The 22,740-nt window shown below is 62.6% G+C and carries 19 protein-coding genes; 4 read left to right on the top strand and 15 right to left on the bottom strand.

What is annotated here, in order from left to right:
• Positions 1–94: 94 nt before the first annotated feature.
• The 3 genes from PQG80_RS16415 to PQG80_RS16405 all read left to right on the top strand — a co-directional run bounded on the left by PQG80_RS16415 (position 95) and on the right by PQG80_RS16405 (position 3,395).
• Positions 95–727 (top strand): eCIS core domain-containing protein, encoded by a 633-nt coding sequence (locus PQG80_RS16415; RefSeq protein WP_271752489.1) that lies wholly within the window; start codon positions 95–97, stop codon positions 725–727.
• 103 nt (positions 728–830) lie between these two features.
• Positions 831–2,825: a hypothetical protein gene (locus PQG80_RS16410; RefSeq protein WP_271752488.1), complete on the top strand. Its 1,995-nt coding sequence runs from the start codon at positions 831–833 to the stop codon at positions 2,823–2,825.
• Between the two features lie 48 nt (positions 2,826–2,873).
• Entirely contained in the window at positions 2,874–3,395 is a 522-nt protein-coding gene (locus tag PQG80_RS16405) for a type III secretion system chaperone family protein (protein WP_271752487.1), read from the top strand.
• A 108-nt stretch (positions 3,396–3,503) separates the two neighbouring features.
• On the opposite strand, the gene PQG80_RS16400 is transcribed toward PQG80_RS16405, so the two are convergent.
• Both PQG80_RS16400 and PQG80_RS16395 read right to left on the bottom strand, forming a co-directional pair.
• Positions 3,504–4,160: a GNAT family N-acetyltransferase gene (locus tag PQG80_RS16400; RefSeq protein WP_271752486.1), complete on the bottom strand. Its 657-nt coding sequence runs from the start codon at positions 4,158–4,160 to the stop codon at positions 3,504–3,506.
• A gap of 16 nt (positions 4,161–4,176) precedes the next feature.
• A complete protein-coding gene (locus PQG80_RS16395) occupies positions 4,177–5,037 on the bottom strand; it encodes a carbon-nitrogen hydrolase family protein (RefSeq protein ID WP_271752485.1) in 861 nt (286 codons plus the stop codon).
• 232 nt (positions 5,038–5,269) lie between these two features.
• Here PQG80_RS16395 and PQG80_RS16390 point away from each other — a divergent pair, with 232 nt between their 5' ends.
• Positions 5,270–5,773, top strand: coding sequence for a C40 family peptidase (locus PQG80_RS16390; RefSeq protein ID WP_432432761.1), 504 nt, complete (start codon positions 5,270–5,272; stop codon positions 5,771–5,773).
• A 77-nt stretch (positions 5,774–5,850) separates the two neighbouring features.
• On the opposite strand, the gene PQG80_RS16385 is transcribed toward PQG80_RS16390, so the two are convergent.
• The 13 genes from PQG80_RS16385 to metH form a co-directional block, all read right to left on the bottom strand.
• Positions 5,851–7,200: a sensor histidine kinase gene (locus PQG80_RS16385; RefSeq protein ID WP_271752484.1), complete on the bottom strand. Its 1,350-nt coding sequence runs from the start codon at positions 7,198–7,200 to the stop codon at positions 5,851–5,853.
• Complete coding sequence (locus PQG80_RS16380; RefSeq protein ID WP_271752483.1) at positions 7,197–7,892, bottom strand: response regulator transcription factor; 696 nt, start codon at positions 7,890–7,892, stop codon at positions 7,197–7,199. Before PQG80_RS16380 ends, PQG80_RS16385 begins: the two co-directional genes overlap by 4 nt.
• Positions 7,893–8,031: 139 nt before the next feature.
• Entirely contained in the window at positions 8,032–9,648 is a 1,617-nt protein-coding gene (locus PQG80_RS16375) for a serine/threonine-protein kinase (protein WP_271752482.1), read from the bottom strand.
• Positions 9,649–9,841: 193 nt separating this feature from the next.
• Positions 9,842–10,861: a 23S rRNA (cytidine(2498)-2'-O)-methyltransferase RlmM gene (locus tag PQG80_RS16370; protein ID WP_271752481.1), complete on the bottom strand. Its 1,020-nt coding sequence runs from the start codon at positions 10,859–10,861 to the stop codon at positions 9,842–9,844.
• A gap of 1 nt (position 10,862) precedes the next feature.
• Positions 10,863–11,636 carry an ABC transporter ATP-binding protein gene (locus PQG80_RS16365; protein WP_271752480.1) on the bottom strand — a complete coding sequence of 258 codons (774 nt, stop codon included), beginning with the start codon at positions 11,634–11,636 and terminating at the stop codon, positions 10,863–10,865.
• On the bottom strand, positions 11,623–11,964 hold the full coding sequence (locus PQG80_RS16360) for a thioredoxin family protein (RefSeq protein ID WP_271752479.1): 342 nt from the start codon (positions 11,962–11,964) through the stop codon (positions 11,623–11,625). The genes PQG80_RS16365 and PQG80_RS16360 overlap by 14 nt, the downstream gene beginning before the upstream one ends.
• The gene (locus tag PQG80_RS16355; protein ID WP_271752477.1) at positions 11,961–12,323 is read right to left on the bottom strand and encodes a cyclic-phosphate processing receiver domain-containing protein; all 363 of its coding nucleotides are present in this window, start codon (positions 12,321–12,323) and stop codon (positions 11,961–11,963) included. Before PQG80_RS16355 ends, PQG80_RS16360 begins: the two co-directional genes overlap by 4 nt.
• A gap of 2 nt (positions 12,324–12,325) precedes the next feature.
• Complete coding sequence (locus PQG80_RS16350; RefSeq protein ID WP_271752476.1) at positions 12,326–13,168, bottom strand: deoxyribonuclease IV; 843 nt, start codon at positions 13,166–13,168, stop codon at positions 12,326–12,328.
• A 1-nt stretch (position 13,169) separates the two neighbouring features.
• Positions 13,170–13,988, bottom strand: a complete 819-nt coding sequence (mutM, locus tag PQG80_RS16345) for a bifunctional DNA-formamidopyrimidine glycosylase/DNA-(apurinic or apyrimidinic site) lyase (protein WP_271752475.1) — start codon at positions 13,986–13,988, stop codon at positions 13,170–13,172.
• 108 nt (positions 13,989–14,096) lie between these two features.
• Positions 14,097–14,957 (bottom strand): HAD-IIA family hydrolase, encoded by an 861-nt coding sequence (locus tag PQG80_RS16340; protein ID WP_271752474.1) that lies wholly within the window; start codon positions 14,955–14,957, stop codon positions 14,097–14,099.
• Positions 14,958–15,088: 131 nt separating this feature from the next.
• Positions 15,089–16,501 carry a ribonuclease H-like domain-containing protein gene (locus PQG80_RS16335; RefSeq protein ID WP_271752473.1) on the bottom strand — a complete coding sequence of 471 codons (1,413 nt, stop codon included), beginning with the start codon at positions 16,499–16,501 and terminating at the stop codon, positions 15,089–15,091.
• Complete coding sequence (locus tag PQG80_RS16330; RefSeq protein ID WP_271752472.1) at positions 16,498–18,792, bottom strand: DEAD/DEAH box helicase; 2,295 nt, start codon at positions 18,790–18,792, stop codon at positions 16,498–16,500. The genes PQG80_RS16335 and PQG80_RS16330 overlap by 4 nt, the downstream gene beginning before the upstream one ends.
• A 344-nt stretch (positions 18,793–19,136) precedes the next feature.
• Positions 19,137–22,586 (bottom strand): methionine synthase, encoded by a 3,450-nt coding sequence (gene metH, locus PQG80_RS16325; RefSeq protein ID WP_271752471.1) that lies wholly within the window; start codon positions 22,584–22,586, stop codon positions 19,137–19,139.
• Positions 22,587–22,740 lie beyond the last annotated feature (154 nt).

Below are 22,740 nucleotides of genomic sequence, written 5' to 3'. Positions count from 1 at the left end.
ACACCCTGGAGCCCGTTTAAAACTTTTCGTTTTTCTATGGAAAATATAAGCTATAATATAGAACAAATCCATGAACGGAAAAGAGGTGCCGCGCTTGAGCCGATCGTACGCCAACAAGTCCCGTCCGCAATCCGCCGCTGCGGCGGATCGCTCCTCCCCGCCGCAGCGGGGCAAAGCCGTCCAGCTTCTCGCCATGCAGCGCTCCGTCGGCAACCGGGCCGTCCTGCAGATGCTCCGATCCGCAGACGCGGCGCTGGAGGAGGAAGCCGCCCCGGCCCAGCGCAAGTCGGACAGGCCCGGCGCGCTGCCGCTAGACGTGCAGGCGAAGATGGAAAAAGCGATCGGCGCGGACTTCTCCAACGTCAACGTCCATGCGAATTCTTCGCAGGCTTCGGCGGCGGGCGCGCTTGCCTACGCGCAAGGCAACGACATCCACTTTGCGCCCGGACAGTACAATCCGGATACGCAGAGCGGCCAGAAGATCATCGGACACGAGCTGGCGCATGTCGTGCAGCAGCGCGAAGGCCGCGTGCTGCCGACTACGCAGCTGAAGAGCGGGCTTCGCATCAATGACGACCCGGCATTGGAAAAAGAAGCCGACGACATCGGCGAGCGGGCGGCCGCGACGCCGGACCAAGCCGCTCCGGCCATCCAGCGAATGGCCGATCGCCCGACGCCGGAGCTGCCGGAGCACGTCGCCCCTTTTATGCCGGTACAGCGTTCTTGACCGCCTCCGGTTCACGAGCATCGAACCGAAGGTCGGCTATTCCGAATACGCTATATGTTTCGACTGCGTCCCTACTCGTCCCTCGTCAAGGAGAAGTGCTGCCATGAGCTCATTCGAAGCCAAATCTCGCCCCGCCCCCGGCGCCGCCACGTCCCGACCCGCGCGCTCCGCCGCCGCGCCGGCGACCTCTACGCTGCAGCGCATGCAATCGCCGGCCGGCATCCTGCAGATGCAGCGCGCCTTGGGCAATGCCTCCGTCCTGCAGCTGTTGACGGATCCCAACAAGCTGCCCGCTTCCATGCCCTCTCCCAAATCGGCGACGCAGACCTCGCTGGCCGGCGCTCACCTTCGCAGCTTCAAAAAAGAGAACGACGCGGCGGGCGTCGAGTCGTTCGAGGTCGACGCGAACACGATGGTCGGAAACAAGATCAAATACCGCGGCGAGCTCGACATGTACGAGATCTACGATAAAACGGGCAATTGGAAATTGGCGAAGTTCGGAAGCGATTACGGCTTCATACGCAAAGAAAAGCTGAAGCCGATGGGCGGCTTGTCCGGCGCCCGCGACAAGCTGGCCGAGATCAAGGCCCAGCAATCGGGCGGCGCGCTCTCGTCCGTCGGCAGCAATCCCGAGGCCGACGGAGACGCGCTGGAGGATAACGCGGAGCTGGCGGATACCGTCAAGGAACTCGGCACGCTCGTGCCGGGCGCCAAGTCCGAGCAGCTGGAGATCGCGATCGACGACCTGAAGGGCGTCGCCGGCAAGGAAGATCAAAAAGAATCGCTGGAAAACGCAAAGAGTCATCTCGACGTGGGCACCGGTCCGCTCGACTTCGTCATGTCGGGGGTCGGCGGTCTCGTCGCCATGAAAAAGACGCTATCCGCAGCGCGGGATACGGAAACGTCCGGCCACGAGAAGCGGATGAACGTCGCAGAGGGCGTCATCGATACCGCCAAGGCCGGGCAAGAACTGGTCGAAGGCGGCGCCTCCGTCGTCAATGACGCGGGCGTCGTCCACGCAGGAGAGGGCATCGGCCATGCGGAAGCGGTCAGCGACTGGTCCGGCTCGGTTGGCGAGGCCATCTCCGCGATCAAGAGCGCGTTCTCCGTCGTCAAGGGCATTTACGATATGTTCAAAAAAGGCATGAGCGACGAGGGCTTGAGCAAGGACGAAGCCGTCACCGGCACGTTGGATCTGCTCGAAAACAGCCTGCAAGCCGCGCAAGGCGTGGTTAAGACGGTCAAGGCGATCAAGGATATCCTCGACGTAGGCACCGCCGGACTCGCGACCGCGATTCCCGGCATCGGCATCGCGATCAGCGGCATCTCGATTACGATCAAGACGTACAACTCCATCAAGGCGACGGTCTCGGTCATGAAGATGACCGCGGCCAAGCGAGAGTTCAAGGGGTCGTACGGCGCCGGCGGCAAAAACAAAGATTATATCGTCGCCTCGAAGAAGCGCACGCTCGGCGGCGTCCACCTCTGGTCCACCAATGCGGGTACCGATCCGGTCAAGCTCAAGGCGCGCAAGGACCAGCTGATCGCGCTCGGCGCGAACGCGGACGCCGAGGAAGCCCAGGAGCTCAAGGACATACGGGACTACGAGCTGGCCAAGGAAATGAAGTACATCAACCGCAAGCGCCAAATCCGCGGCACGATGGAAATCGGACTGGAGATGACGAACATCGCCGGCGACATCGCCACCTTGACGGGCGTCGGCGCCCAGGTCGGCGTGCCGCTTAAGGCTGCTGCCGCGGGCGCAGGCGCGACGATGAGCGCGGCGCGCACGATCAAGCAGATGGGCCGCGACCGGGCCGCCAAACCCGGCGCATGGGGCGTCACCAAAGCCGTGTTCAACGCGGACAAATCGTCTTCCGTCAAGATGGCCAAGCGGATCGAGCACAGCAACCTTATTCTGGAGATGGTCGCTGCGCTTCCCGAATATCGTCCGGGCGACGAGAGCACCCTCAAACAATACAAGCGCGTCGAGAACTTCATCGCTGCCAGCGGCATTTCGCCCAGCGAGCTGTACCGCCTGAACGGGAACGTCGAAAAGCAGCGCGAGCTGCTCGTAGGCGGAATGAAAGAGCGTTAATGCGACTGGAAAGACTAGATTACACCTAGACGGAAGGGCTGAGGCGATATGGACGCAAGCGCAAACCATGCACGGGATTTGGCCGAACTTGGATTTTTAGAGCATTCGCTCAAAGAAGCTGGCCTGCCTTGCAGGCTGATCGAACCGACGGAGGGCGTGCCGATCCCCGCCCTGCTCGCGGCGACGGACGCGGGCGACGACGGCCGCGAGCGCTATCTCACCTTTACCTTCGTCCCCCTCGCGGACGAGGATATCGGCGACATTCGCTTGCTGCAGCTCTACACCGTCGTTTCCCCTTCCGTTCCGGCGGTTCATCGCGCCGAACTGGCCGAGCTGCTGACGGCGGTTAACAGCCGCATCCCCCTGGGGCATTTTAGCCTGAACGAGGCCGGCGAACTGTATTTCCGCTACGTCTGGGCCGTAAGCGCCAAGCATCGGCTGCCCGATCCGGAGACGCTGCATGTCGCGGACCTGTTCCTCATGACGCTCGGAATGTTCGGGCCCAAGGTGAGCGATGTCGCGGACGGACGTATCGGCGCCGCCGGCGCTCTGGCGGACCTTGACGCTTAGATAACCTACTCCCGGTCCGACGGCAATCATGCAAAACGGGATGAAGCAGAACGACTCCCTGCTTCATCCCGTTTTGCGTTTCATTCATAGCACAGGCGTTTCGCGTTATCAAAAAAACGGGTTTCGCCACTCCATCAGCGCGGCGTTGCCCCCCGATTCCTCGTCTTCGAGATAATGGCGGGCGACGCCTACCGGGATGCGTCCGCAACCGATCAGGAAGGTGACCACAGGGTCGTGAAGCCTGCCCGCGGCCACTTCCTCCAAGTAACGTTCGGGCGACATGACTTCCGCATGCTTGTGATAGCCCGGCATCCGGCCTCCGCTTAGCAGCCGCCGGCAGCCGATATGCACGACCGTCTCGTGCATCGATTGTATGAGCCACTTCCCAAGTCCCAGCGAGCGGTATAAGGGCCGAACGCACAGATCCACGACGTACAACGTATCCCCGTCCGGTTCATGGTTGCGGATGTAGCCGCCGTCCGTAGCTTCCGCCCAGCTGTGGCCGTCGCCGTCCGCGAACGTCCGTCTGAGCGCCGTCATGGACCCTGCGATTCGGCCGTCTAGTTCGACGCAGAGCGCCCCCTCGGGAAAGCGCGCCACATGCTCCGCGAGCTGCGCCTCGTTCCACCACAGCTCGGCGGGATACGGCGCAGGGAAGCTCTCCGCTTGAACCTCGATCAAGGCAGCAAAGTCCGCAGCCGTATAATTGCGAATCAGAGCCTCTGCCGTCCTGCGGCCGTCCGTTACGATGATGCGCTTGCGCATGCTCCGCCTCCTCGCTCTATTTCCAGTCCCCGTATAGATCGGTCCTGCGGTCGCGCCACGTAGTGACCGACCCCGCTTCGCGGACGTCGTCGAGCAGCGACAAGTCGAGATCCGCAGTGATCAACATGTCCGCGTTGACATCCCCTTCGCTCAGGATCCCGCGCGGAGGGAATGGAATGTCGTTGGGCGAGATCACGGCTGCCTGCCCGTAGTTTGCCCGCATGAAATCGACGCGGGAGAGCGATCCGACCGTCCCCGTCGTCACGACGTAGATTTGATTTTCCACGGCTCTCGCATGACAGCAGTACCTTACCCTGTAGAAGCCGTGCCGGTCGTCCGTGCAGGAAGGGCAAAATATTACGTTCGCTCCCTTGGCGCGCACCATCCGCACGATCTCCGGAAATTCGATGTCGTAGCAGGTCAACAGCCCGACTTTGCCGAAGGGCGTGTCGATGACCTCGACCCCTTCTCCCGGCTCGACGTTCCATGATTGAACCTCGGTCGGCGTAATATGCAGCTTGTCCTGCGTATGCCAGCTTCCGTCGGGTTTGAACAGAAACGCGGTGTTCCGCAACGATCCGCCGCTCCTCGTCACCTGCGTCCCGGCGAAAAGGTACATGCCGTATTCGCGCGCGAGTCCGGAGAATAAGCCGGTATACAGTTCCGTATAATCGGCGAGACTTCCGATTGGCTGTCCCGCTCCGCCCGGCTCCGCGCCGATTCCCAACAGCGGAGTCGTCACGAACTCCGGAAAAAGCAAGAACTGCGCGCCATATTCCGCCGCGTTCCGTACATAGTGTTTGACCTGGGCGCTCCATTCCTCAACGCTCGCGACATCCTTCAGAGCGAATTGCACCGCGGACACTCTCATTTTCATTGGCGTATTCCCTCGCTTTCTTCCTCTCATTATATCGGCTTTGCGAGGACCGGCAAAAACCTTGCGATGACATGAGAGATTTCTCATCTGATTCTAATAAACGGGCAAGACCCGCTTATTCAGGCGCCTCGGACTCTTTTTGGAAAATAATAGGTCGTTTGGAATCTGTTATATTAGGGTTAATTAAAGGCCGATGCGAGCCGAACTATTGGACGGAGGATCGCCAGACAACATGAGAATGAACATCCGCAGCAAAACGATCCGCATGATCGCTTCCCTGGGATTGTGCGTAACCATCGCCGTGTCCGGAACGCTCTTCACCGCCGCGCCCACAGCCTCCGCCGCTGCCGCGACGACGACCGTCAAAGCCGACAAGATCATCACGCTCGGCAAAAAGTACCTCGGCGTCAAATACCGTCTCGGCGCGCCCTCCGGTTCCACCCAAGTGTTCGATTGCTCGAGTTTCACCCAGTACATCTTCGGCAAGTACGGCGTCAAGCTGCCGCGCGTCTCGAGCGCGCAGGCGACGAAGGGCACGACCGTGGCCAAGGCCGATCTCAAAAAAGGCGATCTCGTCTTTTTCAAATCGAGCAACAGCTCTAAGATCGGACATGTGGCCGTCTACATCGGCAACAACAAAATTTTGCATACCTACGGCAAGCCGGGCGTCATCGTCACAAGCCTGAGCGCCTCTTATTGGAAGAGCCATTATAAAACCGCGAAACGCGTACTCTAATTAGAAGTCGCATTCCTTCATGTATAGCGTAAAAGCCTCCGATTCAGCCTGACCGGCTAAATCGGAGGCTTTTTATATTACTTGACGGGCAGCGCGATCGCGATCGTCGTGCCGCTGCCGGGCTTGCTGAACACCTCGACCGTCCCGCCGTGCAGATCGATGATCCGCTTGGCGATGGACAGCCCGAGGCCGCTGCCGCCCGTTGCGCGATGACGCGCCTCGTCGACCCGGTAGAAACGCTCGAACAGATACGGGATCTCGTTTTCCGAAATACCGATGCCGTAATCGGTCACTTCGATGCGTACGGTGTTCTTCTCCATACGGATGCGAACGTCGATCGGCTCCTTGCTGTACTTGATCGCATTGTCCAGGAAGATGAGGATCATCTGGCGGATCTTGTCCTTGTCTCCGGTCATGTGAACGGCGCCGGAGACGGCATGGACGCGAATATGCCGCAGGAACGTCGCCCGCAGCACGCCGGACAGATCGTTCACGATGGCTACGATATCGAACCGGCTCTTGCTTAGCCAATCGTCCTGCTCGGCCTCAGCGAGCGTCAGCATCGAGAGCGTCAGCTTCTTGAGCCGCTCGGTCTCGCGCGCGATGGCCTCGATCGCTTCGTCGCGGACGGTGACGTCGTCCCTGCCCCAACGCTTCAGCAAGTCCGCGTAGCTGCCGATGACGGTGAGCGGCGTCTTGAGCTCGTGCGATGCGTCCGCGACGAATTGCTTCTGCCGCTCGATGGTTCTGTCGAGTCTGTCGATCATTTGGTTGAACGCCCGAATCAGCTGCTGCAGCTCCACGGATTCCTCGCGGCCCATTTTCACCCGCTGCAGCTTGCCGCTGCGGTCGATCTCACGCATCGTCTGGACCATCTGCCCGATCGGCCCCGTCAGCCTGGAGGTGAACCAGTAGGTGCCGAGAATGGCGAAAATGATCGCGCCCACGCTCGTCACGCTGAGCGCGCCCAATAGAATCTGAAGATAGCCGTCAAGCGCGGTCAGATACCGCGCGCTGTCGATCTGGCCGACCAGCCGATGATTATCGTAGATCGGCACGGACCAGGTCAACACGCGGTGCCCGTCCACCTTTATCGTATCCGAATGGGATACCGTGCGCACTTCCTTGGGCAGGGCCAGCAGCTGCTTGTCCACGCCCACCGAGTTGACGACGCGGGAATCCGGCGTCACGATGCGCATCATCTCGTTGACGTTGTACATGTCCTTGAGGAGCGCGGAATCATCGATGCCGGCCATCTCGTTCTTGCGGAGCGTCTCCATCACAAGGTCGGCCTTGCTCGACAGCAGCTGCAGCTCCCCGCGCGTGGTCACCTTGATGACGAAATAATAGACGAACACGTTGTATAAAATGAGTATAAAAATCAACCAAAAAACGGTGAAAAGCGTGAAGCGAAGCCTCAGCGTCATACTTCGGGCTCCTTCAGCATGTACCCGACGCCGCGAACGGTGTGCAGGAGCTTATGCCGATACCCTTTGTCCATCTTCTGCCGCAAATAACGGATATAGACGTCGACCACGTTCGTATCTCCGATATACTCGTAGCCCCATACGTCGGACAAAATCTCGTCCCGCGTCTTCTCCACGCCACGGTGCCGCGCCAGATACAGCAGCAGCTCGAACTCACGCGGCGTCAGGTCGATGCCATGGTCCTTGCGGTATACCTTGCGCGTGATCAGCTCGATCGTCAGATCCCCGATCTTGAGCGCGTCCTCGCTCTCGCCCTCGCGCGAAGCCTTGAAGATGCGCAGCAGGTTCCGCACGCGCGCGAGCAGCTCTTCCATGGCGAACGGCTTGGTTACGTAATCGTTGGCGCCGTGCTCGAAGCCGCTGACCTTGTCGGGTACGGTGTCTCGCGCCGTCAGCAGGATGACGGGCACGGCATTGTCGTTCTGCCTGAATCTGCGCAGCACCTCCACGCCGTTCAGCCCAGGCAGCATCACGTCGAGCAGCAGCAGGTCCCACTCTCCGCTCAGCGCCATCTCCAAGCCGGTGCGCCCGTCGGCGGCGCGTCCGACTTCGTAGCCTTCGTGCTTAAGCTCCAGCTCCAAAATCCGCGCGATGCCGTCTTCGTCCTCTATGATCAATATACGTTCGCTCATGATCGTCCACCTCGGTCCTGTCGTACTGCGGCATTCCGCGACTGTATGGCTCGAAATCCGCTATCTTCTATTGTACCATGCCAATCCGGCGAGATCGAATGGATGAAGCATACAGTCGGCGGAAGCCGCTCCGCCCGCATCAGTCAAGCAAGCCGGCACAGAAGTCTGCGATGTCCGACTCCGCACTACGCGGCAGCGCGACGTCCCCTCCCTGCCATAACCACGCGGCGGCATCGGCGGGCGGCAGCTGAGGTACGGCAAGCGCCGGCCGCTCGGGGAGTAGACGCAACCACTCGGAGCGGCGCGCGAATCCGAGGTCGCGGTTCGCGATCCAGCCCGTCGTCGCGCCCGCTCGGGAAGCGGCAGCGAGCAGCTCCGCGCAACCGCGCTGCCGCCGGGCGGTCCATTTGACCGGGAACGGATCGACCGTCGCGTAGAGAACGTCCGCGTGCGCCGCGAGCCAAGCGGATACCGGCGATGACGACCATGAACCGGATACGTCGAGCAGCACCAGCGGCACGCCAAGACCGCATAGCCATGAGGCGAAGCCTGCGTCCGGCGCCACGGCCGGCGGCTCGTCCGGACGCAGCGGGTAATAGGCGGCATGCCCTTCCCGCCAGGCGGGCGATACCGGCCCCGTCCCGGACGGATCCGCGAATACCGCGCGAGCGGGCATCCGTCTGCCGCCGTCCAACCAGGCATATAGCTCAGGCTCGCCGCCGGGACATTCCGCGAGCGCATGCGCGACGCCGAGTCGGCTCAGCCGCGACGAGAGCAGGCGGCATAGAAAGGTAGCCCCAGCGCCGGGATACGCGGAAATGAACGCCGCGATGCGGGTCGACCTCCCGGGGCGAAGCCCGTTCCCGGCAGGAAGCGCGGTCCGCAGAGCCGCCGAGGCCGTCGCAGCGCCAATGCCGTCTACGCTCTCCTCTAGCGCGGCATCGGCAAATGCGGTCCATTCGCGGACGATCGCGGCCGCGCTGTCCGGACGGTCCGCCGGTCGCTCCGACATCAGGCGGCGGACCGACGCGATAAAAGCCGGCGGCGCGTCGCGCTGCCAAGCCATGTCTGCGCCAGCTCCCGGGCGACCGACATAGCCGCCGCCAGTCAGCAGATAGTATGCAAGCGCGCCCAATCCGTAGAGATCCGTTCTGGCATCGCTCTGCTCCCCGCGCAGCTGCTCCGGCGCCGCAAAAGCGGGCGTGCCCAGCATAAGCGTATCCCGGCCGGCTCCCGGTTTAAACTCGCGGGCGATGCCGAAGTCGATCAGGATGGCATTGTCCCTGCCGTCGATCATGACGTTCGCAGGCTTCAAATCGCGAAAGACGACGATCGGCCGCTGCGCGTGCAAATACTGCAGAGTGCGCGCCAGCTGCAGCAGATAACGCAGCGCCTTAGCGAACGGCAGCCGCAGCCCATGCCGGCGCATCAACTCCGCGAGCGTCTCCCCTTCGACGTAAGCCATCACGATGAGCGCGACGCCCGCTTCGTCCGGCGGCTCATAATCGACGATCTCGGGGAGTCCGGGATGACGCAAACCGCTCAGCAGCCTCGCCTCGGCGATAAACCCTTCTCCATGGTCGTACGTCCGCGTCAGCTTGAGCGCAAGCAACCGACCGCCCAGTTTCGTATCCTCGGCAAGGTAAACGCGGGCCATGCCGCCCCGACCCAGAACGCCGGCGATTTTGTAGCGGCCCGATACGAGCTCGCCGGGCTCCAGCGACGGCAGCGGCCGCCTCGCATCCTCTTTATTCATGCATTCACTCCCCAGCGCCACTGTCGGCAAGAAAAAAATCCCGCGCCATGCCGCCTTCCTGTTCGGAAGCCGGTCTGACGCGGGATGCTTTCCCGTTCACCTTATCGCCCTCGAGTATAGCATACGGACAATCGTCTCGGAAAGGGGGAACCGCTTCTCAAGCGTTCTCGCCCTCTGCCGCCTGTCATGTCCGCTATTTGCGCATCCACAGCGTCACTTCGTCCCGGTTGTGGAAAAGCTGCTTGACCCTCCGGATATCGAACTTCTCCTCGTACGAGGCGAGCAGGTCGGAAATGGTCTGCATCGGCTTTTTGTACATGAGCTTCAGCGTGACGATAACGGAAGCGCCGGCCGACAGCGCCGGCGCGAGCTGCTTCACGATCCGCGCCGTATGATGCGGATCCCAGCTCATGTCGCAGACGAGGAGGTCGAACGTGCCGGGCGCGAAGGACAGATCGGCCGCGTTCTGGCGCAGATGCCGCAGGGTCGGATGCCCGTCGAGCGACTCGTCCATCTCTGCCGGATCGACCGCGGTCACGCGGAGTCCGCGCTCCAGGAGGACGGAAGTCCAGCCCCCGGGCGCAGCGCCGAGATCGAGCGCATTGGTGAACCGTTCGAACGGCAGGTCGAATGCCTGCTCGGCTTCGAGCAGCTTGAATGCCGCGCGCGAGATGAGGCCTTCCTCCCTGCGGAACCGGACGGCACCGCCCGGCCAGTCGGATAGATTGTCCGCAGGGGCCGACAAGCCCAGGTATAGGCTGCGCTTGGCGGCGTAGACGGACAAGATCCACTTGGCGCCCCGAGAGACCCCCTCCGCGCCGGATTCGAGCAGCGCCGGCACCATCAGGTCGCGGGCTTCCGCCGATGAAAAGGGAAACGGGCTGTCCTGCGACTTGCGGACCTGGACCGCGACCTTGGCGCCCTTGACTTCCTCCGCCAGCGAGCCCGCGAAGCGAACGAGCGCGGATGCCACGCCCTCCGCCTGTTCGGGCATATCGAGCTCCTCCCGCACGGGAAACAGATGACGCAGGAAAACGGGCTCGTCCCTGCGGAGCATCCGAACCAGCTCGGTATCGTCTACGCTGGCGACGACCAGCTTAAAGGTCTCGCCGGGCGCGAGACCCGACAGCGACACGTCCGGCCACCGCCGGCGCAGCTCCTCCATCGCGTAGGGCGCAAAGCCCGGATTGCTCGTTCCGATAAATACCGACACGCTACCCCTCCTTTTCTACCGTAATCCAGGGCCTGTCCTCGACCCAGCGCACTTGCACGGGCACCTCGTAGGCGTCACGCAGCAGCTCCGCCGTGAGCACCTCACGCTTGGGACCCGCAGCGATGATCCGCCCCTCCGCCATGAGCGCCACGTGCGTGAAGAGCGGCACGATCTCCTCGATATGATGGGTCACGTACAGCATGCCTTGCACGCGCTTGGACAACGTTTCCAGCGAATCGAGAAACTTCTCACGCTCGTATAAGTCGAGTCCCGCGCACGGCTCGTCCATAATCAATAGCTCGGGATCGGCCATCATCGTGCGGGCCAGCAGCGCCTTTTTGCGTTCGCCCTGGGACAGCGTCCCGAACGGCTGCTCGAAGCGCGAGCCGAGACCGACGCGGTCAAGCTCCTCCCGGGCCCTTGCCTTGACTTCCTCGGGAATTTCTTCGTAAATGCGCAGGTAAGCGTTCATGCCGCCGACGATGATCTCCCAGACCGGATCGCGGCCGATCAGCTTCTCGATCAGCGAAGGGCCGATGTTGCCGATTTTCTTGCGCACCTCTCTAACGTCGACTCTCCCGAAGCGGTGGCCGAGGACGTCCACCGTACCGCTCGTCGGGAACATATAACCCGTGATCATCTCGAGCAGCGTGGATTTGCCGCAGCCGTTGCGACCGAGCAGCACCCAGCGTTCCCCCGCCTTGACCGTCAGATCGACGCCGTTCAGAATATCTCGGTCTTCCCGGCGCCAGGTAATATTCTTAAGTTCTATCATGCTCCGATTCCTCTCCCCTGAAAGATTCGGTCAGCCTCGCCATGACTGCCATGACCGAACCGAATCGGTATACCTTTTCCCAAGTCCCCGCCCGATTCCGCAAGAGCAGGCAGGGCACGCTCTCGATCTTGTACGCTTCCGCGAGCCCTGGCATCAGGTTAATGTCGGCCGTATCGATCCGCACGTCCGGCAGAGACGCCTCCGCGACCTCCAGCATCCGCTTGGCTACCGCGCAAGTGCCGCACAGCGGCGTATAGACGTACAGCGCGATCGCGCCTTCTCTCTCGTCGATCGCCTGCCGCCAAGACCGGGGTTCCCATTCGGTCACGATCCGCCATCCCCCCGCGCCCGTTCTTCGCCCGCGGCGGCTTGCGCCAGCACAGCGGGCGGCATCGGACCGTCGTTCACGATCAGCCCCGGAATCTCTGCATCGCGCAGGGCGCGGACCATCTGGGCGCGTCCGAGCATGCTGGACGAGTGGACGAACACCTCTCTCGGATACGTGCCCGCCGCGATCAGCCCGCTGACGACGGCGAAGCCGCTGGGCTGTCCGTATCCGAGCTCGTAATCGAGCGACAGGATATCCACCTCGTATTCGCGCAGCAGCAGCAGGCATTCTTCGGCGGTACGGGCCGGCACGAATCCTGCCGGACACGGACGAACGTCGTCCAGATAAACGTGTATCAAGGTTAACCGTCTCCCTCTCGCATCAGCTTGCGAACGCGGGCGATTTGTCTTTCGTGCGTGCCGTCCGCCTCCGGCGGCGTCTCCATGACGATCGGCAGCCGGCGAAGCTCCGGCGTGGCGAGCAGCTCTCGCAAGCTGTCGTCGCCGATATGTCCTTCTCCGATCGGAGCGTGCCTATCCTTGCGCGAGCCAGACGGATACAGCGAATCGTTCAGATGCACGGCGGCGAGATGCTCCCAATAACCAAGCTTGGACGCGCGCTCGCGGAACGCGCTCCAATCGGAGCCGTTCCATTCGCCGCTCGCAAACAGATGACAAGTGTCTAGGCAGAATCCGATCTTGTCCGGATAGGCGGACAGAGAGCGAATCTGCACCATCTCCTCGGGCGTCCTGCCCGCGTCGCCGTGGTTGCCCGCCTGGTTCTCGAGCAATAGGCGCGCCTTGCCTTCCCAGCGGGAGAGCGTCCGGTCGAGCCAGACGATCATGTCCCGGTACCCCTGCAGCGGATCGTCTCCACGGATGACGCCGAAGTGAATGACCGTGCCGATCGAGCCGCAGGCTTCGGCGATCGCGAGATCCCCGAGCACGCATGCCTCCATTTGCGCGGCCGATTCGCCGGTCGCGGCCGGATTGATCGCATAGGCCGAATGGCCGAGCGAGACGATGCCCTCTTTCCGGCAGAACGCCGCGCATCGCGCCGCGTCCGCCTCGTCGACCCGCTTCGAGAAGAGCGTGCGCGGATTGGACGGGAAGTATTGGAACGCGTCTCCACCCATGCGCCAAGCCGTGCGGGCCGCCTCGTAAAATCCTCGCCGCGTGCTGACATGGCTGCCGACGGCCGTCATGCTAGGCTTCCTTCTGACACGCCGGGCAGTAGAACATTTTGCGTCCCGCCAGCGTCTCCAGCACGATCTCGTCTCCCGAACGCGGGCAAGGCTCGCCTCCCCGGTCGTAGATCCGCAGCTTGTCCAGATATCCGCCCGTCGTCTCGTCGGATTCCGTCAGCGGATGCTCCATATAGCCGCCGCCCTGCGCGGCTTCCTGCAGCACTTTGCGCATGGACGCATACAGACGGGATACGGCCTCCTCGGTGAGCGCCGAGATCTGCGAAGCGGGATGGATCTGCGCGTCGAAGCAGATCTCGTCCGAATAGCAGTTGCCGATGCCGGCCAGAAACTTCTGATCGGTCAAGACGGGCTTAAGCCGACCGCGCCGCCTCTTCAGCCGATCGGCGAACGCGGCTTCCGTCAGCCGCGGATCCATCGGGTCGGGGCCCAATTCGTGCAGACGCTCCAGCACGGCCTTGGCGCTGAGCCGGTGGAGGAACCCGAGGCGCAGTCCGGCGAAAAAGAGGCGGTTGCCTTCGTCGAGCGTCAGGATGACCTGGTAATGATCGTCGCTCTTCGGTCCGTTCTGGCCGTAATACACCCAGCCCCCCAGCATCAGATGCAGCAGCAGCCGGTTGCCGTCGTCCAGGTGAAACAAAAGATGTTTGCCGCGCCGCTCCACGAACAGGATGCGTTTGCCCTTCAGCGCTTCCGAAAAAACCTCGGGCGGCTCGTTGATCGTCTTGTCTCGGTTCACGACGACCTCCCGGATCATCTGCCCGCATACGAGCGGCGACAACAATCGTCGGTAGGTGTCCATTTCCGGCCATTCCGGCATGATCGTTCATCCCTTCTCCGGCCATCGCTCGGATGGCCTGCTAACGTCGTCGTTCATCCTGTCTTATCGTTCGTCTTGCGGTAGGGTCGTTATGTAAAAATCCTTGCGTTATCCGGCTCCGAGACCGGCGATCAGCGCGCCGACCGCCTCCGGCCCCGCGCAGACCGCGTCCGGCATCGCGTCCGCACGCTCGCAGCGTAGGCGCCAGTCGTCCGGCCCGCAGATGCCGGTCAGCACGAGCACCGTGGGACAACCGGCCGCAAGGCCCGCGGCAAGATCGGTATGGGGATTGTCTCCGATGACCCAGGCCTCCCGCGCCCGGACGCCCGCTAGATCGAGCGCATACCGCATCATGATGCCCGAAGGCTTGCCGATGACCACCGGCGCGACGTCGCTCGCCGTCTCGAGCAGCGCGGCAAGGCTGCCTGCGCCCGGAAGGAAGCCGTCGCCGACGGGCAGCCGGCGGTCCGGGTTGGTGAGCAGATAGTCGGCCCCGGACAGCAGATAGCCGAGCGCGGCGGTTAGCTGCCCGTATGTGACTCCGCGGTCCAAACCTTGCACGACGAGGTTCACCGGCGCTCCGGCGGACAGCTCCTCTTCGCTCGGCATCGCGATGCCCGCTTCCGCGAGCGCGCTGCGTAGCCCATGCTCGCCGATCACGTAAGCGACCGCTTCCGGATGGCGCTGCTTCGCGTAGTGCGCGGCGGCGGCAGCCGAGGTTATGACGCGGTCGGCCGAGGCGGAAATGCCGAAGCCGCGCAGATGCGCCGCCACCTGCTCCGGCGTGCGCGTAGAATTGTTAGTTAAGTACCAGCAGGCGACGCCCGCTTCCTCCAGCCCGGTCACGAGCCGGGAAGCGCCATCTATAGGCAGGTCTCCCCTGTACAACGTGCCGTCCAGGTCGAGCAGCACCGCCTTCGGCCGCTCCGCGAGGCGTTCTTCGCGGAGCAGCGCCGTTTGTTGCGACATTTGATCCGGCTCCTTTGACGCACTTTGGCCCCGTATGGCTGCCAACTTTTATATGAATCACAATACCCTTTTGTCGAGTACTCTGCAACCGCCCGGGACAAATAAAGAAGCGGCAGGCCGGCGCGGGATTCTCACCCGAGCCGTTCCGTCGCTTCGACCTTGCGGCGCAGCCGCGCCATTCTGTGCCTGACCGCGTCGAGCTCCGCACGGGTCCGATCGCTCTGGCGAAGCGACGTTCGCCGCTGCAGCAACCCGAGCGCGCGCTGGGCGTAGTCCAGCGCGACCGCGGGCTCCCTGCGCCGATGCTCGTAATGCATCGACAGCTCGATATGCGCCTCCGCGGATGGCAGCAGCCTCGACTCGGCGAGGCTGGCCGCACGCTCCCACAGTTCGGCCGCCTCGTCGTACCGTCCGAGCCGCTTGAAGCGCGCGGCGGCCGGCAGCAGCCACGCGCCTCCCGGCGTCGTCTCCGCGCACAGCGCGGCGAACAGCCGCTCGGCGTGGATCGAGCCGCCGTGCTCGTCCAGCCACGCCGCCGTGCGGAACAGTTCCTCCGGCTCCGAGGGCAGGGCCCACTCCGCGCCGAGACGGCCTTCCAGCACGCCGCCGAAGTGCACGGTCAGGCTGGCCAGCGTCAGAATATCCCGCTCGTTATGAACGTAAACGCCCCGCAGATGGGAGGCGTCCCCATCGCTCAGATAGCGCATGTACAGCTCCGGCGCGAGCGAGCCGGGCACGTCTTCGCCGCGGAAGATGCCGAGCCGGTCTTCTTCGATACGGCTCAGCCTGCACGAGGGCAGCGTATTTTTCCACAAGGCCCGGGAGGGATGCAGGAAATCCAGGTGCCCCGGCTCGACGCCGCTCGGCCGCCAGCCGTTCAGCACGAAGCGGCTGGTCAGCACCGGCCAGTCGAACGACCTGCCGTTGTAGGTCACTAGATGCGTGATGCCCGCGAATCTGCCGAGCAGATAGGCGAGCATCGCCCGCTCCTCCCCGGGGTGCCGGATGAGCAGCTGCTCGACCGTGAACGTACCGGCCGCCGCGTCCACGTAGCCGAATCCGATCATGAACGGCAGATTGCCGGTACCGACGCCGAGTCCCGTCGTCTCCGTGTCGAGGAACAACAGCCGGTGCGCCTCGATATCCGCCGGCGCGACTGCGGGATCCGCCTCGATGCGGACGCGGTTCTGACGGACGGCGATCGGCCGCAGTAGGCCTGCGCAACGCGTCAACTCGGACAGCACGTAGTGGCCGTGCCTGTGCTCGAGCGGGTAGACGGCGCGACGGCGCAAAAAGCTGCCCGACTCGCCGGCGATCTCTTCAACGCCGAGCGCGGTGAGCGCGGGATGGAGCCCGCTTGGCTTTGCGGGACCGGCGCCTGAATCGCCGGCAGAGACGGCCTTCCGACTCGCCTCGCCACCGACCGCCGAGTGTCCCGTGTCTTCCGCGCTCTCCGCCGTCGCGTCCGCGTCTCCGCCCAGTGCCGGCTCAGGCGGCCTGGCATGCGCGCGCAGACGGTCCAACCTGTCGCGGAGACTGCTCATCCCGCCGCTCCCGCCGTCTTCTGCAGCAGCCCAAGCGCCAGGTCCTTGCCCAGCAGGCCGACCTCCTCGATCGGACCGACGCAGGCGGGACAACCGCTCAGGCAGCCGCAGCCCTCGATGAGGCGGCCGGCCTCTGCCAACAGCTCGTCGTGCTTGTCGTACAAACGCTGGCTGAGGCCGATCCCTCCCGGGTACCGGTCGTAGAAGTAGATGGTCGGCTGCTTCGTATGCACCGCCTTCACTTGGGGCACGACGCAAATATCCATCGGATCGCACATCAGATGCAGCGGCGCCAGGTGGACGAGCACATTGGCAAGTCCGAGCAGCGCGGATTGCATATCGTTCGCGCTGCGGACGGCGGCTGCCTCCTCGGAGAAGGAAAACCAGTACCCGCTCGTGTGCAGCTCTTCTTCGGGCAGATGGATCGGACCCGAACCGATGTTCTCGTGCGTGCGAAGCCTCATCTTTTTGAAGATCGTCGGCTTGGCCGTCACCATGAGTTCTCCGTATTGACGCACGATCGCGCCGCCAGGGGATTCGCGTTCTTTGTCCACGTGCAGCACCTTAAGCTCGACTGCGAGGCTGGCGTCCGTGAAGTAATCGACATTGACCTCGCGCACGTACGCTTTCTTTTCCGGATAGTCCAGCTTCTCGACCTGGTATTGAACGCCTTCGTGCAGATAGATCGCTTCTTCGTGGATGAGCGTAGGCGCGCCGAACCGGTCAACTTCGCCGAGCACGCGGTGGCCGTCGGTCATGTCGATGATGACGAAGTTCTCCTGCGCCGCCGAACGCAGCGAGATGCCATGCGCAGGGAACGCCTGTTCCATCCAATACCACCGGCCGCCGTTCTCGTGCAGCACCTTCTCCTCCGCCAGAAACTCGAGCAGATCAACCAGCTTCTCTCCGCCGAACGTATCGCCCGCTTCGAACGGGAGCTCGTACGCGGCGCATTTAATATGATCGAGCAGGATAAGAAGGTTGTCCGGGTGGATGCGCGCCTCCTCGGGCGGCCGTCCGAGGAAATAGTCCGGATGCTGAATCAGATATTGGTCGAGCGGATTGCTGCTGGCGACGAGAAACGTGACCGAGCTGCCGTGCCGCCGGCCCGCGCGGCCCGACTGCTGCCAGGTGCTGGCGATGGAACCGGGGTAGCCGTTCAGCACGCAGGCCTGCAGCTGTCCGATGTCGATCCCGAGCTCGAGCGCGTTGGTGCTGACGACGCCGCGGATCTCGCCGCTCCGCAGCCCCTTCTCGATCTCGCGCCGCAGCTTCGGCAGGTACCCGCCGCGATAGCCGCGGATCGACTTGGGACCGAATTCGCGCTTGGTCAGCTCCTGCAGATAGGTGAGCAGAATCTCGACCCTGACCCGGCTGCGGGCGAACACGATGGTCTGAATGCCGCTCCGCAGCAGGAGGGCCGCCAGCTTCTGAGATTCGAGCACGCTTGAGCGCCGAATGCCTAGCTGCCGGTTCACGACGGGCGGATTGTAAAAGACGAGATGCTTCTCCCCTGCCGGCGCGCCGTTGTCGTCCACGAGTGCGAAGGACGCCTCGATCAGCCGCTCCGCGTGCTCGCGCGGATTGGCGATCGTCGCGGACGCGCACAGGAACTGCGGCGCGCTGCCGTAAAACGCGCAGATCCGCTTCAGTCGGCGAATGACGTTGGCCACATGGCTGCCGAATACGCCTCTGTAGGCATGGAGCTCGTCGATGACGATATATTTCAGATTCTCGAACAGTTTAACCCACTTCGTATGATGCGGCAGGATCGCAGAGTGGAGCATATCCGGGTTCGTCACGACGATGTGGCCGGCATTGCGGATGACCTGACGGACCGTCGGCGGCGTATCCCCGTCGTACGTATGCGTCTTGATATCGACCTCCATCGCGTCGGCCAGCTCCTGCAGCTCGGCGACCTGATCCTGGGCGAGCGCCTTGGTCGGGAACAGGTACAACGCGCGGGCGCTCGGATCGGTCAACAGCCGCTGCAGCACCGGCAGATTGTAGCACAGCGTCTTGCCGGAAGCCGTCGGCGTGACGGTCACGACATGGCGGCCTTCCCGAACCGCCTCGAACGCGGCCGCCTGATGCGTATACAGCGACACGACGCCTCTGGCGCCGAGCGCGTCGGACAGCCTCTGATCCAGCTCCGGGGGAAACGGCGCGGTGCGGGCCGGACGTGCGGGCTGAGTATGCCAGTACGTCACGTTCTCCATGATCTCCCGGTTCAGCCGCAGGTGCTCCAGCCATTCCTCCATCGTCGCCGCTTTACCCGTCCAGGGATTCATGCCGCATCGCTCCATTTCCGTTTGACGTTCCGTTCGTTCGATTCGTGTATTCTTCATTGTACAGAATGTACGTTCGCACGGCAACGGCCTCGTCCGAAAATGAGGAAATACATTTGAATTAAATTAATTGAATTGTCACGCAATTTCGTCGATTCTGTCGAATGTAAGCGTTAACGGTAAAGCGGCGTCGAAAATGGCGCCAATCGGCAGGCGATTGGCGTTACTCAGTGTCGCATCCTGCGCTTTCCCGGGAAACTATTTTGTATTTCCTCGGTGTAACGAAGAAAAACAAGAGGCCGCCCAGCGAAATGCTCGCCGGGACAGCCTCGCTGCCGCCGCTTACTTCAAGCCTTGTCCACGTTAAAATACCTGGCGTCCGGATGCGCGAACACCATCGCGGATACCGACGCTTCGGGCTCCATCATGAAGCCCTCGGTCAGATGCACGCCGATGTCCTCCGGCTTCATCAGCTCGAACAGCGGACCTTGATCTTCCAGATCCGGGCAGGCCGGATAGCCGAACGATACGCGGATTCCCTGATATCGCGCGCCGAAGCGCTGCTTCATCGTCATGTCGGCCGGATCCGGGAAGCCCCAGTTGTCGCGCATGATCTGATGCACCCGCTCCGCCATGCCTTCGGCTACCTCGAGCGCGGTCGCGAGCAGCGCATGGGAGCGTAGATAATCGCCGCTTTCCTTCCACTGCTCCGCCTGTTCGCGCGTGCCGTTACCCGCCGTCACCACGAGGAATCCTACGGTATCCATCACGCCGCTGTCCACGGGCTTGAGAAAATCCGCGAGACACAGGAACGGTTCTACCGCTTGCCGCGGGAAGGTGAACTTCTTGATCACCGTCTTGCGGTCGGCCGGATCATAGATCAGAACATCGTTGCCGTCGCCCTGCGCCGGGAAAAAGCGGTACATCGCCTGCGGCTTGAGCCACCCCTTGTCCTGCGCATCCGCCATGATGCCGTCGATCGTATCCTTGAGCTGCGCCGTTCGCTCGTCACCCGTCCTGAGCAGCTCTTCGACGTTGCCCTTGAGTCCGAGGTGATGGCCCATCAGCATCTGCAGGTTCACGTACGGTAGTACGTGCGTCAGCGGATAGTCGCGCAGCACATGGCGATCGTAGTCTGGCGGCGCGAATACCGGCGCGTCCGGCGATACGCTGGCGCTGCGCGCGCGCGTCGGCGCGGGCAACGCAGGCTTCTCCTCCTCGCGTTCGAGCGTGGCGAGCGCCGTACGGTGCTCTTGCTCGATCGCGGCGCGCTGGGCGGGATCGCTCAGCTTGTTCGCGATGTCGAGACCGTCCATCGCATCCTTCGCATAGAGCACGACGCCGTCGTATTCGGGAGCGATCCGGGTCTTGGTGAATTTGCGCGTCAGCGCCGCGCCCCCGACGAGGATCGGCGCGTCGATCCCCGCGCTCTTGAGATCCTGCGCGGTCAGCACCATCTGCTGCGCCGACTTGACGAGGAGGCCGGACAGGCCGATCGCGTCAGGTTTCTCCTCGCGGTAGGCAGCGATCAGCTGATCCGGCGGCACCTTGATGCCAAGGTTCACGATCTTGTAGCCGTTGTTGGACAGAATGATCTCGACCAGGTTTTTGCCGATATCGTGCACGTCGCCTTTGACCGTCGCCAGCATGATTTTGCCCTTCACGGCAGAATCCGCCTTTTCCATATGCGGCTCCAGATGGGCGACGGAAGCCTTCATGACCTCCGCGCTCTGGAGCACCTCGGCAACGATCAGCTCGTTGTTGTTGAACAGACGGCCGACCTCCGACATGCCCGCCATCAGTGGACCGTTGATGATTTCGAGCGGCCCGTACTTCTTCAGGGCTTCGTCGAGATCGGCATGCAGCCCCTCTTTGCTTCCTTCGACGACATACCCGGATAGACGTTCTTCGAGCGGCAGGTTTTCGGTTTTGATTTTCTTTTCGACCTTCTTGTCGCGGAAAGCGGCGACGAACTCGGCCAGCGTGCTATCGTTGGTATTGTAGAGCAGCTCTTCCGCGAGCCTGCGCTCATGCTCCGGGATGGAGGCGTAGCGCTCCAGCTTCTCGGTGTTGACGATCGCGTAGTCGAGTCCCGCCTTCGTGCATTCGTAGAGAAATACGGAGTTCAGCACCTCGCGGCCCGCCTCCGGCAGACCGAAGGAAATATTGCTGACGCCGAGGATGGTCTGGCACTTCGGGAGCTTCTCCTTGATCAGACGGATGCCCTCGATCGTCTCCTTGGCGGAGCCGATATACTGCTCGTCGCCCGTGCCGACCGGGAATACGAGCGCGTCGAAGATCAAGTCCTCGGCCTGAAGACCGTACTTGTTCACGAGCAGATCGCGGGAACGGATCGCGACCTCGAGCTTGTCCTCCCGCGTGATTGCCTGGCCGCGCTCGTCGATCGTGCCCACGACGACGGCCGCGCCGTATTTATGGAGGATCGGCACGACCTTCTCGAATTTCTCCTCGCCGTCTTCAAGGTTAATGGAGTTAATTAATGTCTTGCCCTGGATGTACTTCAGCGACATGTCGATGACGGCCGGGTCTGTCGTGTCGACCATTAGCGGCGCCTTGACCTTCTTCGTCACGAAGTCCAGGAACTTCTTCATGTCCTCGGTCTCGTCGCGGTCCGGATCCTGCAGACAGACGTCGATGACGTGCGCGCCGCTCTTGACCTGGGCGCGGGCGATCTCCGACGCTTCCTCGTACTTGCCCTCCGCGATCAGCCGCTTGAACTTCCGGGAGCCGAGCACGTTCGTGCGCTCGCCAACCATATAGGGGCGATTCTCGCTCTCGATGTATACCGTCTCGATCCCGGATACGGCCGGCGGATGCTCGCCTTCCGCGCGGCGCGGCGGCACGTCGGCCAGCGCGTCCGACATCGCCTTGATGTGCGCGGGCGTCGTGCCGCAGCAGCCGCCTGCGATGTTCAGCCAGCCCTGCTCGGCGAAGCCGCGGAGCTTGCGGGCCAGCGATTCGGGCGATTCGTGGTAATGTCCGTTCTCGTCGGGGAGGCCAGCGTTCGGATAGCAGCTGACGCCGGACTTCGCGATCGCCGACAGCGTGCGGATGTGGTCCCGCATGAACTCCGGACCGGTCGCGCAGTTCAGGCCGAACGAGATCGGCTCGAGATGCTCGAGCGATACGTAGAAGGACTCGATATTCTGGCCGGCCAGCGTCGTGCCCATCGGTTCGATCGTGCCGCTGATCATGATCGGCAGCTTCCGACCCGCCTGCGCGAACGCCTCCCGCACGCCGATGCTCGCCGCCTTGACGTTCAGGGTGTCCTGACAAGTCTCGATTAGTATCGCGTCGACACCGCCCTCCATAAGCGCGACGACCTGCTCACGGTAATCTTCGACGAGCTGGTCGAAGGTAACTCCGCCGGTCACCGACAGCGTCTTGGTCGTCGGACCGAGCGCTCCCGCCGCGTACCTGGGCTTGTCAGGCGTCGAATACTTGTCGCAGGCTTCGCGGGCCAGCCTGGCGGCGGCAAGGTTGATCTCCCGCGCCTTCTCCGGAATGTCGTACTCCGCGAGCACGACGGCAGTAGACCCGAACGTATTCGTCTCAATGATATCGGACCCCGCAGCCAGATACTGCTCGTGAATGCCGCGGATGACGTCGGGACGCGTCAACACGAGCATTTCGTTGCAGCCCTCCAGCTCTTCGCCGCCGAAGTCCGCGGCCGTTAGATCCGCCTGTTGAATCATCGTGCCCATGGCGCCGTCCAGGATCAGGATCCGCTTCTGCAGCAGCTCTTGCAATGGGGGTTTCTTATCGGTTAAAGTCATATTTAGACGTATCATCCTTTTCCGGGTAACTTCGTGGGTAAAATCATTAACCTCTATAGTAGCAGAATGTTTAATTCACGAAAAGATCAGGTTGGGATATGTCGACAAAAGGCCGATCAGCGATTATAATTTAATCAACAAATAATTAAATTCC

This window comes from Cohnella rhizoplanae (genome assembly GCF_948329515.1).
GTDB classification, from domain to species: Bacteria; Bacillota; Bacilli; order Paenibacillales; family Paenibacillaceae; genus Cohnella; species Cohnella rhizoplanae.
Note: the sequence above shows the minus strand (reverse complement) of the source record. Positions and strands in the feature narration are given on the sequence as shown.